Consider the following 12210-nt stretch of genomic DNA (forward strand, 5'->3'; position numbering starts at 1 on the left):
CTATACCGCCGCCTCCCCCGCGGGACCCACGTCACCCAGGTACGCCGCGCGCACACGGGGATCCTGCTGCAGGTCCGCCGCGCGGCCCGAGATCGCGATCCGCCCGGTCTCGAGCACGTAGGCCCGGTGGGCGATGGACAGCGCCATGAAGGCGTTCTGCTCCACCAGCAGGACGGTCGTCCCCTGATTGTTGATCTCCTTGATGATCTCGAAGATCTCCTGAACGAGGATGGGAGAGAGCCCCATCGAGGGCTCGTCCAGGAGGAGGAGCTGGGGCCGGGCCATGAGGGCGCGCCCCATCGCCAGCATCTGCTGCTCGCCGCCGGAGAGCGTGCCGGCCACCTGGTGCTGCCGCTCCCGGAGGCGGGGGAATCGCTCGAAGACGCGCTTCAGCCCCTGCTCGAAGCTGCCGGCGGGGGCCGTGAAGGCGCCCATCTCCAGGTTCTCCAGCACGGTCAGGTTGGCGAAGACCCGCCGGCCTTCCGGGACGTGGCCGATCCCCATGCGGACGATCTCGTGCGCCCGCACCCGGGTGATGTCCCGCCCACGGAACACCACGCGACCGCCGCGGGGCCGGACGAGCCCGGAGATGGCGCGGAGCGTGGTCGACTTCCCCGCGCCGTTCGCCCCGATCAGGGTGACGATCTCGCCCTCCTCGACGGAGAAGGAGATGCCGTGCAGCGCCTCGATGGGTCCGTAGCTGACGACCAGGTCTTCTACCTCGAGAATCACGCCACCGACGCCGCCTTTCCAAGGTATGCCTCGAGCACGCGCGGGTTGCGCTGGATCTCCGCCGGCGTGCCCTCGGCGATGGTCTCGCCGAAGTCGAGCACCACGATCCGCTCGCACAGGTTCATCACCAGGCCCATCTGGTGCTCGATGAGGAGCACCGTGAGCCGGAACCGTTCCCGCACCTCGCGGATGAGCTCCACGAGGCGCCCGACCTCGGCGGGGTTCATCCCTGCCGCCGGCTCGTCCAGGAGCAGCACCCGGGGCCCGGCCGCCAGGGCGCGGGCGATCTCCAGGCGGCGCTGGTCGCCGTACGGGAGGCCGGCCGCCGGCTCGTTCCGGCGGTCGCGGAGGCCGAACAGCTCGAGGAGCTCCAGGGCTTGCGCGGTGAGCTCGGCCTCCCGCCGGGCGAAGCGGGGGGTGCGGAACAAGGCGTCGATCACGCCGTAGCCGGCGTGAGGGTGCATGGCGGTGCGCACGTTGTCCAGGACCGTCATGCCCCGGAACAGGCGGATGTTCTGGAAGGTCCGGGCGATCCCCATCTGGGTGACCCGGTAGGACGGAAGCCCGCTGATGTCCCGCCCGTCGAGCAGGACAGACCCGGACGTCGGCGGGAACACCCCGGTGATCACGTTGAAGACCGTGGTCTTGCCGGCGCCGTTCGGGCCGATCAGGCCGACCAGCTCGCCCGGCTCCAGCGCGAGTGAGAAGTTCTTGACCGCTTGCAGGCCGCCGAAGTGGCGGGACACCCCGCGAAGCTCAAGCAGCGGCATGGGAGCTCCCTCCCTTCGCCGGCTCCCGGCGGGGTACGAGCACGAGCTCCCGCCCGCCCAGGAGGCCCTGGGGCCGGAGGATCATGAGGACGATCAGCACGAGCGCGTAGATGACGCCCCGCCAGTCGAGGAAGTCCTGGGGCAGCACGTTGCGGAGCCACTCGAGGAGGAAGACCCAGCCGATGGCGGTCACGACGGTCCCCGTCAGGCTGCCGAGGCCGCCCAGCACCACGATCAGGAGGACGTCGAGGGACTTGAGGAAGTCGAAGCTCGTCGGGTGCAGGAACGGGTACCGGTGCGCGTAGAGGCCGCCGGCGAGCCCGGCCAGGCCGGCGCCCAGCACGAACATGAGGGTCTTGTACCGGGTCGTGTCGATGCCCATGATGTCCGCCGCGATCTCGTCCTCGCGGACGGCGATGGCCGCCCGCCCCGGGCTCGAGTGCACGAGGTTCCGGGCCAGGACGATGGTCGCCACGGCCGCCCAGTAGATCCAGCCGAAGGTGGTGACCTGCGGGATGCCGAGCATGCCGCGGGGCCCGCCCATCGCCGGCAGGAACTTGTCGGTGTTGTCCATGACCACCTTCACGATGATCCCGAAGCCCAGCGTGGCGATCCCCAGGTAGTCCGAGCGCAGGCGGAGGATCGGCAGGCCGATCAGGAAGGCCACGGCCGCGGCGAACGCGGCGCCGGCGGCGAGCGCCAGCACGTAGAGCGGCAGGCTCCCGCCGAGGGTCTTGGTGACGTAGCCCGCCACGTAGGCCCCGATGCCGTAGAAGGCCGCGTGGCCCAGGGAGAACTGGCCGGTGAACCCGTAGATGAGGCTGAGGCCCACGGCCGAGATCGTGATGATGAGCGAGAGGTCCATGACCTGGCTCCAGTACTCGTCGATGGCGCCTGCCTGCCGCAGGGTCGTCAGCGCCACGTAGATCGCCACGAGAACCACGGCCACGAGGACCGACCGGGTCCGCTCCGACACCGTCCCCACCCCCTATCAGACCTTCTCCGGGCCGGCCTTGCCCAGCAGGCCCGCCGGCCGGACAAGGAGCACCAGGATGAGGATGCTGAACGCGACCGCGTCGCGGTAGTCCGAGGTCACGTAGCCGACCGTGAACACCTCGGCCATGCCCATGATCAGCGCTCCCAGCACGGCCCCGGGGATGTTGCCGATCCCGCCCAGCACGGCCGCGGTGAACGCCTTCAGGCCCGGCATGATGCCCATGAAGGGGTAGATCTGCGGGTAGGCCATGACGTAGAGGATCCCGGCCGCCGCCGCCAGCGCCGACCCGATCGCGAAGGTGAAGCTGATCACCCGGTCCACGTCGATGCCCATGAGCCGGGCCGCGTCCATGTCGAAGGAGACGGCCCGCATCGCCTTGCCGATCTTGGTCCGGTAGACCACGAACTGCAGGAGCAGGAGCAGGGCGATCACCGTGAGGAGGACGATGACCTGGATGTTCGAGATCCCGAGCGGGCCCAGCTGCCAGCGCACGTCCTTGAAGGGGCGGTCCACGACGCGGTAGTTCGGCCCGAACACGAACCGGAGACTGGAGAAGTATTCGAGAAACAACGAAACCCCGATCGCCGTGATCAGGGCCGCGATCCGGGGCGCGTTGCGTACCCGCAGGGGCCGGTAGGCGAGCCGCTCGATGGTCACCCCGAGCACGGCGGCGCCGGCCATGGCGACCACGACGGCGACGGGGAACGGCAATTTCCACACGGTGTAGCCCAGGACGCCGAGGTAGGCGCCCACCATGAAGACGTCACCGTGCGCAAAGTTGATGAGCTTGATGATGCCGTACACCATGGTGTAGCCGAGCGCGATGAGTGCGTAGACCAGCCCGAGCTGGAGACCGTTCAACAGCTGCTCGAGGAACACTCCGGGTCATCCCCCCGATCGGACGTGAACCCGGCAAGGGCCCGCCCGTTCTTCCCGGCGGGCGGGCCCTTGCAAGGTGCTCCGGGCTGCGGTGGCTACGGGTTGACCGTTGCGATGTACTTCTGCGTCTTGTCCGGCTGGACCTGCAGGATGACGGCCGGCTTGATCGGGTTCCCGTTCTGGTCGAACGTGACCTTGCCGCTCACCGTGCCGAAGTCCTTCAGGCCCTGGATGGCCTCGCGGATCTTCTCCGTGTCGTCCGAGTTGGCCCGCCGGATGCCTTCCAGCAGGATGTTCGTGGCGTCATACGCCAGGGCTGCCAGGGCGTCCGGCTTCGAGCCGTACTTCCCCTGGTAGTCCTTCACGAACTTCTGGACCTCTTCCCGCGGATCGTCGGAGGAGTAGTGGTTCGTGAAGTAGCCGCCGGCCAGGGCCTGGTAGTCCAGTTCGGCGGAGTCCCAGCCGTCGCCGCCCATCATCGGCACGTTCAGGCCCTTCTCCTTGGCCTGCTTCCCGATGAGGCTGACCTTCTGGTAGTAGTCCGGCAGGTACAGCATCTCGGGCTTGGCCTGCGCGACCTTGGTCAGGATGGCGGAGAAGTCCGTGTCCTTCTCGGTGTAGGTCTCCTCGGCCACGACCTTGCCGCCGCCCTTCTCGAAGGCCTCCTTGAAGAACTGGGCCAGCCCGACCGTGTAGTCATTGCCCTTGTCGTAGATGATCGCCGCGGTCTTGACCTTCAGGTTGTCGAGCGCGAACCGGGCGCCGACGGTGCCCTGGAACGGGTCGATGAAGCAGGCCCGGAACGCGAAGGGCTTGCGCTTGCCGTCTTCGCCCACCGTGACCTTCGGGTTGGTCGCCGTGCCCGTGACCAGGACGACCTTGTTCTGGTTGGCGATCTCGGAGACGGGGATCGTGACCTTCGACGTGACCGAGCCCACGATCGCCTTGACCTTGTCCTGGGTGATCATCTTCGTGGCGATGTTGACGCCTTCGGTGGCGTCGTTGCGGTCGTCGGCGATGGTGTACTCGATCTTGTAGTCGCCGGCCTTGAAGCCCGCCTGCTCGAGAGCGAGGAGGAAGCCGTTCTTCGTCGACTCGCCGAACGTCTTCACGTCTCCCGTCAGTGGGGCGATGAGGCCGATCTTGATGACCTTCTCGCCGCCGCCCTGGGCCGCCGGCTGCTGCTGCGAGCCAGAGGCCGGCTGCGAGGAGGCCGCCGGCTTCTGCGACTGCCCGCCGCAACCCGCCAGGACCCCCATGGCCACGACGGCCAGGAGCGCGACCCACCGTTTCATGCTCTGAAGTACACCCCCAGCAAATGATTAAGACTCGTGAAGCGCTTGGCCCAGGCCACACGGACACCTGTCGCTGACTCGGAAGGTCACCTCCTCCGGTTCGTTTGACCCCTCCGGACAGTTTAGAAGGGTACATTCGACGGACTGGGTTTGACTCCTGCACGTTTGCCAGAAACATCACGAGGCAGAAGCCATGAGGAACGCAACGGCGGCGAATACGAGGAGCAATCCGGGCAGGCAGCCCGCGGCCGGTCGCCCGCCGCCCCTCCCCGCCGGAACGTCCGCCGCGGCGCGGCGCGCCGCCTCGAGCCGCCGGGCCCGCCGGTACGCCGCCACGGCCTCACCGATGCGGCCGAGGCGCTTGTACGCGGCGTGGAGGTTGTCGTGGTAGATCGGACTGCCGGGGTCCAGGGCGGCAGCCTTCTGGTAACAGGCCAGGGCGCCGGCGTAGTCGCCCCGGGTGTAGAGGACGTTGCCGAGGTTCGAGTGGGCCGGCGCGTGCATGGGGTCGACCGCCAGCGCCCGGCGCAGCGCGCGCTCGGCCCCGTCGAGGTCGCCGGTCTGCGCGAGGATGGCCCCGGTGCGGCTGAGGGCGTGGACATCGTCGGGGTGGTCGGCCAGGACCCGCCGGTACAAGTCCGCCGCCCGGTCGAGGTCGCCCGCGGCGTAGGCCGCGTCCGCCCGTGCCCGCAGTTCGTCGGCCGGACCCGCACTCACCGGTGATCTCCCTCCCCTCGGGCCGGTGCCCGGCCCCGACCCAGCCCCCCTCTGCTGGTCGTATAGCCGGCCGGCGCCGGCCGTATACTGCCGTGTGGGGGTGGGCCCGATGGCGCGGGTGGAGCGGCGGCCTGACGGTGGGCCCGGCGAGGTCCGGGTGCACGTCGACGACCCGAAGGCAGCCGCGACGATCGCCACCGCGCTGCGTCACTACGGACCCGAGGCGGTGCACGGCGCCGATGCGCTCCTGCTCCTGTGCATCGGCACGGACCGCTCGATCGGCGACGCCCTGGGCCCCCTGGTGGGCACCTTCCTGGAGGAGAGCGGCCCCCACCCCTTCCGGGTGCTGGGTACCCTGGACCGCCCCGTGCACGCCGGCAACCTGGCGGAGACGGTGAGCGAGATCGGGCGCACGTACAGGCGCCCGGCCGTCGTCGCCGTGGATGCCTGTCTCGGACGTGCCGAGTCCGTCGGCCACATCACGGTGGCGCCCGGCCCTCTCCGCCCGGGAGCCGGCGTGAACAAGGAACTTCCGGGGGTAGGTGACGTCCACATCACCGGGATCGTCAACGTGGGCGGGTTCATGGAGTACTTCGTCCTGCAGAACACCCGCCTCAGCCTGGTGATGCGCATGGCGCGCCGGGTGGCCGACGGCGTGCTTGTCGGCATGCGTTCGCTCAGCCGCTACCTCGCCGCGGGAACCCGGGCGCTCCCCGCTCCCGGCGCCACCCCTTCCTCCCTGACCAGCAAGAGCCGTGACGGGTGAATCCGGAAGCGTGCGGGGAGTTCGCCCACGACCTCCCCCTCGGCATGGATCGCCAGCGGGCGGGTGCTCTCCAGGGCGATCTCGCGGCAACGGAAGAACTCGACCCGGGGGTCGCTCCGGTGGCGGCCCCGGTAGATGCCCGGCAGGAGCCTGACGACCCCCATCGGGCCGATGTCCCCGGCCACGCAGAGGTCGAAGACGCCGTCGTCCAGCACGGCGTCGGGGGTGATCATCATCCCGCCGGCGTAATACCGGCCGAGCCCCACCGCGGCCAGCAGGACCCGCCGCTCCAGGGTCCGCCCGTCGACGTGGAGCGCCATCGGCACGGGCCGGTACCAGGCCAGGGTCCTCAGGGCGCCGAGCACGTACGGCACCGTGCTGCCGAAACGCTTCGGCATCCGGTTCACGGCCCGCGCCACCTCGGCATCGAAGCCGATGCCGGCCACGTTGAGGAAGAAGCGGGGCCGCCCGCTCCGGGGGATCATCTCGCCGATGTCGACCGGCACGGCGGTGCCGGACAGCGCCAGGCGGCCCGCCGCCATCGGGTCGAGGGGGATTCCGGCGCTGCGGCAGTAATCGTTTCCGGTGCCGGCCGGGACAGCGGCGATCTCGGCGCCGCTGCCCGCCATGCCGTTGAGCACCTCGGACAGGGTGCCGTCGCCGCCGACCCCGACGATCCGGTCATAGCCCCGCTCGGCCGCACGGGCCGCAAGACGCGTGGCGGCGCCGGGCCCGTCGGTCAGCGCCGCCTCCCATTCCACGTCATTCTCACGGTGCGACTGAAGAAGAGCCACGATCCGCTTCCAGACGGCGTTCGCGCGCCCCCGGCCGGCGGTCGGGTTGACGACGAAATAGACCCGCAACGCGGGATGCCTCCCGTGGGAAAGCGAACCTCGGGTGGGGAGCGTCAGAGCCGCGGGCCCGGTCCTCCCGGCGCCGCGGGACCCGGATGGGGTTCGGGCACCTCCGGCGCCGCCGACCCATGGGGCGTCCTGGAGGCCTGCGCGTTGGGCTCGCTTCGCCCCTCGAACACCGCGCCCTCGTGGACGACGAGCTGCGCAGCGGAGATGTTCCCGTGCAGCCGGGCGGTCGCGAGGAGTTCCAGCTTGCCCTCGACCTGAACGTCGCCCCGGATCTCCCCCGCCAGCGCCAGGGACTTCGCGCGGACCTTGGCCACGAGCCTTCCCTGGGGTCCGACGACAAGCTCGCCGGCGTGTTCGAGCGTTCCCTCCAGGAAGCCGTCGATCCGCATGACCCCGGTGGAGCGGATGGTCCCGCGGATCTCCGTCCCCTCGCCGATGACCGTCTGCACCCGGCCACTGCCAGCAGTGTCCCCCTGCCGCCTGCCAAACATCCGGTCTCCCACCTCAACCGGCGTATTCGAGCGGGTTGACCGGGCGCCCCCAGAGATGGACCTCGTAGTGGACGTGAGGTCCCGTGCTGCGCCCGCTGCTGCCCATGTAGGCGATGACCTGGCCCCGTCTCACGTTCTGACCCGTACGGACGGCCAGCCGGGAGTTGTGCCCGTACAGGGTCCGGAACCCGTAGCCGTGGTCGATGATCACGGTCCGCCCCAGCCCCGGCTTCCAGTCGGCGTACACGACGGTTCCGTCCGCGGTGGCCGTCACGGGGACGCCCCACGCCCCGCCGATGTCGATGCCGGCGTGGAACTCGCGGCTCCAGCCGAAGGGCGAGCGCCGCCACCCGAAGCCGCTCGTCAGGGGTCCCGGCACGGGCCAGCCCTGGGGCCGGTGGCGCAGGTAGTCGAGCCGGTCCTCCAGCGCCTGCGCCGCGGCGGCGAGGGCGTCGAGCCGCGCGGCGCTCTCCTGTTCCAGGAGGCCGAGCCGGGCCACGATCTCGGCCCCGTCGGCGCCGGGGGCGAGGCGCGGACCGCCGCGGGACGGTGCGGGGAAACGCTCCCGCCCGGTGGTCGCCAGGGCGAGGTGATCGCCCGCCGCCGGTCCGGTGCCCGCCCCGTCAGACGGAGCCACCGCGCCCTGGCCGGGCGGACGGGGAGCGTTCCCGAGAAGGCCGTGAACATCGCTTTCCAGCTCTCGCAGGCGTCCGAGGTACGTCTCGATCGCCTGCATCCGGGCAGCCATCGCCTCGATCTGCGCCTGCTTGAGCGCCAGATCCGCCTGGAGGCGGCTGCGCTCCGCCGCCAGCTCCGCGGCCCGCATGCGAGCCACCCGCGAGGTGACCGTCTGCACGGCGGTGAAGAGGGCGGCGGCCACCACCAGGACGGCCGCCACCTGCATGGACCGGACGGGGATCCGGAGGTTCCAGGTGCGCGCGCCCGCGTGGGGCACGATGATGAGCGTCAGGAAGCGGCCACGGGGCCCGTGCACCGGGTAACCACCCCCGCCCCGAGGGAATGGCGCCTGTCCCCCTCCGGACAGGCGCCCGGGGCCCCGGTTCGCCGGCGGGCCACTTGGGGCATGGGGGTAACCCGGAGGTGACAGCCGACCGCCCAGGAGACTTCTCCCAAACGGGGCGATTTCCTCCTGGTTGCTACTTGTCGAGACGTGGACAGGTTGGCACTTGAATTGCCCGGGGCGTCAACGGCTTGCGCGGCGTGGAGTGAGCGGCTGCGCCGGCGACGGCGATCCCGCTTCCGCGAGGGCCTGCGCGAGGGCCTCCTGCTCCTCCGCGCTGAGCGGCTGGGGCGACGTCCCCCGGACGACCGGCTTGGCGTACAGGCGGCACTCGGACCGCGTCCACAGGCTGGTGACGACCGCGCCGGTGGCGGTCCCGTCGAGGAGCGCGAGGGAGAAGCTGAGGTTGCCTCCGACGTCCGGGAAGGCCTGGTAGCGGACCAGGCCCACGTGGCGGACGTGGGCCAGGCCCTCCCGGACCGTGCGCTCGAGGGCCTGCTCCAGATCCCGGACCCGGTCCTCCAGCCGCTGGAGCGTCCGCGCCTGCTCGAGCAGCAGGTCCTCCAGCTCCTGGCCGCGCGGTCCGCCGAGCAGCTGGCGGTACCGGTGGAGGAGCGCCCGCTGCCGCAGGGCCAGAAGAAGGACGGCAGCCAGGAGCACGGCGACGAGGGCGAGCAGGGCCCCCAGCAGGAGAGGTGCGTGTCGCTCCAGGAGCGATGCCAGTTCAGTCACGGCGATGCCTCTCTCCGTTCGGTTCCGGTTCAGAAGTCGAGCGCCAGGCGGCGCACCGCCAGGAGCACCGGTACCACGAACATGGCCGGCAGGATGTTCGCCACCCGCAGGCGCGCCGCCCCGGTCATGTTCAGTCCGAGGCCGAGGACCAGGAGCCCCCCGACGGCGCCGATCTCGCGGATCATGTCCGGCGTCAGCACCCGGCTGAGCAGGCCGGCGCCGAGGGTGATCGCCCCCTGGTAGAGCAGGACCGGGATGGCGGACAGCACGACCCCGGGGCCCATGGTCGAGGCGAACACGACCGCGCTGGTGCCGTCGAGCACCGCCTTGGCGTAGAGGGTGTCGGGGTTCCCGCCCAGTCCGTCCTGCAGCGCTCCCGTGATGGCCATGGCGCCGACGCAAAAGAGGAGGGTCGTGTTCACGAAGGCCTCGGCGAAGCCGCTCCGCCCGTGACCTGCGAAGCGCGCGAGGCGGGCGGCGACGGCCTGGAGCCGGTCGTCCAGCCGCCCCACCTCGCCGGCAGCGGCCCCGATCGCCAGGCTCAGGAGGACGAGGAGCAGCTCCTGCGTCCCCTGGGCCATCTGTAGGCCGATGAGGATCACACCGAGGCCGAGGGCCTGCATGATCGACTCGCGCACGTGATCGGGCACCCTCGGTACGACGAGGCTCCCCAGGAGTCCGCCCGCAACGATGGCCGCGGCGTTCACGATCGTCCCCATGCCCACCATCTACGGCTGGTCCCTCCGGCACGATCTAGACGGGGAAGGGATCGCGGGACGTGCCCGGGCCGGGCGCCCCGCCGGTTTCGGGGGCGCCGAGGAGGGCATCCACCAGGCGAGTGAGATCCTCGTTCCCAAAGTAGTGGATCTCGATGCGACCCCGGGGCTGACCCGGGTGGATGCGGACCGGGGTACCGAAGCGCTCCCGCAGGCGAGCCTCGAGGGCCACGATCTCGGGGTCCCGCCGCCCGCCCCCTTCCCGGCGGGGGCGGCCGCCACGCCCGCGAGCCGGACGTTCGCGGAGGCGTTCGATCTCCTGCTCCAGCGCGCGCACGGAGAGGCCGTCGCGGGTCGCGCGCGTGGCAAGCTCCGCCTGGCGCTGCGGATCCTCCACGCCGAGAAGGACCTTCGCGTGTCCCATGCTGAGGACGCCGGAGGCCACGAGCGCCTGGACGGGCTGGGGCAGCTGGAGGAGCCGGAGGGTGTTGGAGATCTGGGGCCGGCTCTTGCCCAGCCGGCGTGCAAGCTCCTCGTGGGAAAGGCCGTGCTCCTCGAGGAGGACCCGGTAGGCCTCGGCCTCCTCAAGGGGGTTGAGGTCCTCCCGCTGCAGGTTCTCGATGAGGGCGATCTCCATGGCCTTGGCCGGAGTGATCTCCCGGACCACCGCGGGAATCCGCTCGAGGCCGGCCGCCCGGGCGGCGCGCCAGCGGCGCTCGCCGGCGACCAGCTCGTAGCCGCCGTCGACCGGACGAACGAGCACGGGCTGGACCACGCCGTGTTCCCGGATCGAGGCGGCAAGCTCCTCGAGGGCCTCGGGCGCGAACGCCTTGCGGGGCTGCCTTGGGTTCGGCCGGATCCGGTCCAGCGGGAGTTCCTGCACCTGTTCCCTGTCCACCGGCCCGATCTCGGGAATCAGCGCACCCAGGCCCCTACCTAACCCTCTCCGCGACATTCTCCAGCACCTCCCGGGCGAGCTCCTGGTAGCCTTCGGCCCCCCGGGACCTGGGGTCGTAGAGGGAGATGGGCAGGCCGTGGCTCGGCGCTTCGCTGAGCCGGACGTTGCGGGTGATGATGCTCCGGTACACCTTGCCCCGGAAGACCGGGTGCTGCTTGACGGACTCGACCACCTGGATGCTGAGGTTCGTCCGGCCGTCGAACATCGTGAGCAGCACGCCTTCGATCTCCAGCTCCGGGTTGAGCGATTCGCGCACGCGGTTGATCGTCCCGAGGAGCTGGGTGACACCCTCGAGGGCGTAGTACTCGCACTGGATGGGGATGAGCACGGAGTCCGCGGCGGTCAGGGCGTTCACCGTCAGCAGCCCGAGGGACGGCGGGCAGTCGATGAAGACAAAGTCGTAACGCGCCCGGATGGGCGCGAGGGCCTTCTTCAGCTTTTGCTCGCGTGCGAGGGTGGGCACCAGTTCGATCTCCGCCCCTGCCAGGTCGATGGTCGAGGGCAGGAGGTCGAGGCCGGGGACGCGGGTAGGTATCACCGTCGTGGCCGCCGGGCGGCCCTCGATGAAGACGTCGTAGATGGTGTGGTCGAGGGTTGAGGGGTCGATGCCAAGCCCGCTCGTGGCGTTCGCCTGGGGGTCGGCGTCCACGAGGAGGACGCGTTTCCCCAGTTCGGCCAGGTAGGCGCTGAGGTTCACCGCCGTCGTGGTCTTGCCGACGCCGCCTTTCTGATTGGCGATGGCGATCACGCGCCCCACCCGCTCACCCCCCGGAGCTCGGCGCACCGTCGCGCCTGGAGTCGATATTCGGTTACACGGCGAGTTTATCCTGTCAGGAAGCTCCAGGACAACCCCGGCACGGGCGCGGGAGGTGAGGCCAGCGCAGGCGGGCGGGCAGGGGCGGCCCGGGGCTTTGTGGGAGCCCGGCTTTCGCGGCGGGACGGGCAGGGGCGCGCGGCGGGGCACGTCACTTCGCGTGGTTCCACGTGGAACGGGCGGCGGAGGGCGCGGGCCTCGGTCCGAGTTCAGGCTGATCGGTTCTGCACCCACGGCGGATGCCGCCCCTTCAGGCGGCTCGCGGCGCTGCCCGAAGGGCCGGCCCCAGATCGATACGGCGCCCACGGCGGCCGGTAGGATCATGCCGGCCTCCCGCGGGGTTCCACGTGGAACCGGAGTCACCCCCTTCTCGACGACAGGACCACGGCTTGCCCGTTGCCGCCGCCTCGCGCGGCCGATCCCGAGGCAGCCCCGCTGGGGACCCCGCTCCACGCAACG

At 70.8% G+C, this 12210-nt stretch carries 14 protein-coding genes; 1 reads left to right on the plus strand and 13 read right to left on the minus strand.

Features of this window, described 5'->3' with window-relative positions:
• The 6 genes from caldi_RS14550 to caldi_RS14575 form a co-directional block, all read right to left on the minus strand.
• Entirely contained in the window at positions 1 to 732 is a 732-nt protein-coding gene (locus caldi_RS14550; RefSeq protein WP_264842475.1) for an ABC transporter ATP-binding protein, read from the minus strand.
• Entirely contained in the window at positions 729 to 1502 is a 774-nt protein-coding gene (locus caldi_RS14555) for an ABC transporter ATP-binding protein (RefSeq protein WP_264842476.1), read from the minus strand. Before caldi_RS14555 ends, caldi_RS14550 begins: the two co-directional genes overlap by 4 nt.
• Positions 1489 to 2478 carry a branched-chain amino acid ABC transporter permease gene (locus caldi_RS14560; protein ID WP_264842477.1) on the minus strand — a complete coding sequence of 330 codons (990 nt, stop codon included), beginning with the start codon at positions 2476 to 2478 and terminating at the stop codon, positions 1489 to 1491. Before caldi_RS14560 ends, caldi_RS14555 begins: the two co-directional genes overlap by 14 nt.
• 15 nt (positions 2479 to 2493) lie before the next feature.
• Positions 2494 to 3378, minus strand: a complete 885-nt coding sequence (locus caldi_RS14565) for a branched-chain amino acid ABC transporter permease (protein WP_264842478.1) — start codon at positions 3376 to 3378, stop codon at positions 2494 to 2496.
• 95 nt (positions 3379 to 3473) lie between these two features.
• Positions 3474 to 4673, minus strand: a complete 1200-nt coding sequence (locus caldi_RS14570) for an ABC transporter substrate-binding protein (protein WP_264842479.1) — start codon at positions 4671 to 4673, stop codon at positions 3474 to 3476.
• A 177-nt stretch (positions 4674 to 4850) separates the two neighbouring features.
• Positions 4851 to 5390: a tetratricopeptide repeat protein gene (locus tag caldi_RS14575; protein ID WP_264842480.1), complete on the minus strand. Its 540-nt coding sequence runs from the start codon at positions 5388 to 5390 to the stop codon at positions 4851 to 4853.
• Between the two features lie 109 nt (positions 5391 to 5499).
• Between caldi_RS14575 and yyaC the strand changes: the two genes are divergently transcribed.
• Positions 5500 to 6156, plus strand: coding sequence for a spore protease YyaC (gene yyaC, locus caldi_RS14580; protein WP_264842481.1), 657 nt, complete (start codon positions 5500 to 5502; stop codon positions 6154 to 6156).
• On the opposite strand, the gene caldi_RS14585 is transcribed toward yyaC, so the two are convergent.
• From caldi_RS14585 to caldi_RS14615, 7 genes are all read right to left on the minus strand, one after another.
• Positions 6075 to 7019, minus strand: coding sequence for a diacylglycerol/lipid kinase family protein (locus tag caldi_RS14585; protein ID WP_264842482.1), 945 nt, complete (start codon positions 7017 to 7019; stop codon positions 6075 to 6077). The two genes, yyaC and caldi_RS14585, sit on opposite strands and share 82 nt — an antisense overlap.
• Before the next feature lie 44 nt (positions 7020 to 7063).
• Positions 7064 to 7510, minus strand: a complete 447-nt coding sequence (locus caldi_RS14590; protein WP_264842483.1) for a bactofilin family protein — start codon at positions 7508 to 7510, stop codon at positions 7064 to 7066.
• A 13-nt stretch (positions 7511 to 7523) separates the two neighbouring features.
• Positions 7524 to 8504 (minus strand): M23 family metallopeptidase, encoded by a 981-nt coding sequence (locus tag caldi_RS14595; protein WP_264842484.1) that lies wholly within the window; start codon positions 8502 to 8504, stop codon positions 7524 to 7526.
• A 210-nt stretch (positions 8505 to 8714) separates the two neighbouring features.
• A complete protein-coding gene (locus caldi_RS14600; protein ID WP_264842485.1) occupies positions 8715 to 9263 on the minus strand; it encodes a DUF4446 family protein in 549 nt (182 codons plus the stop codon).
• 29 nt (positions 9264 to 9292) lie between these two features.
• Positions 9293 to 9991 carry a DUF554 domain-containing protein gene (locus caldi_RS14605; RefSeq protein ID WP_264842486.1) on the minus strand — a complete coding sequence of 233 codons (699 nt, stop codon included), beginning with the start codon at positions 9989 to 9991 and terminating at the stop codon, positions 9293 to 9295.
• Between the two features lie 25 nt (positions 9992 to 10016).
• Positions 10017 to 10934: a ParB/RepB/Spo0J family partition protein gene (locus tag caldi_RS14610; protein WP_264842487.1), complete on the minus strand. Its 918-nt coding sequence runs from the start codon at positions 10932 to 10934 to the stop codon at positions 10017 to 10019.
• A complete protein-coding gene (locus caldi_RS14615) occupies positions 10912 to 11694 on the minus strand; it encodes a ParA family protein (protein ID WP_264842488.1) in 783 nt (260 codons plus the stop codon). The genes caldi_RS14610 and caldi_RS14615 overlap by 23 nt, the downstream gene beginning before the upstream one ends.
• Positions 11695 to 12210: the final 516 nt, after the last annotated feature.

Source organism: Caldinitratiruptor microaerophilus (genome assembly GCF_025999835.1).
Taxonomy (GTDB): domain Bacteria; phylum Bacillota; class Sulfobacillia; order Symbiobacteriales; family ZC4RG38; genus Caldinitratiruptor; species Caldinitratiruptor microaerophilus.

What these genes read in the sequence shown, in the direction of transcription:
- caldi_RS14590 (WP_264842483.1), bottom strand. Translation starts at nt 7,510, where the DNA reads ATGTTTGGCAGGCGGCAGGGGGACACTGCTGGCAGTGGCCGGGTGCAG.
- caldi_RS14555 (WP_264842476.1), bottom strand. Translation starts at nt 1,502, where the DNA reads ATGCCGCTGCTTGAGCTTCGCGGGGTGTCCCGCCACTTCGGCGGCCTG.
- caldi_RS14605 (WP_264842486.1), bottom strand. Translation starts at nt 9,991, where the DNA reads ATGGTGGGCATGGGGACGATCGTGAACGCCGCGGCCATCGTTGCGGGC.
- caldi_RS14570 (WP_264842479.1), bottom strand. Translation starts at nt 4,673, where the DNA reads ATGAAACGGTGGGTCGCGCTCCTGGCCGTCGTGGCCATGGGGGTCCTG.
- caldi_RS14610 (WP_264842487.1), bottom strand. Translation starts at nt 10,934, where the DNA reads ATGTCGCGGAGAGGGTTAGGTAGGGGCCTGGGTGCGCTGATTCCCGAG.
- yyaC (WP_264842481.1), top strand. Translation starts at nt 5,500, where the DNA reads ATGGCGCGGGTGGAGCGGCGGCCTGACGGTGGGCCCGGCGAGGTCCGG.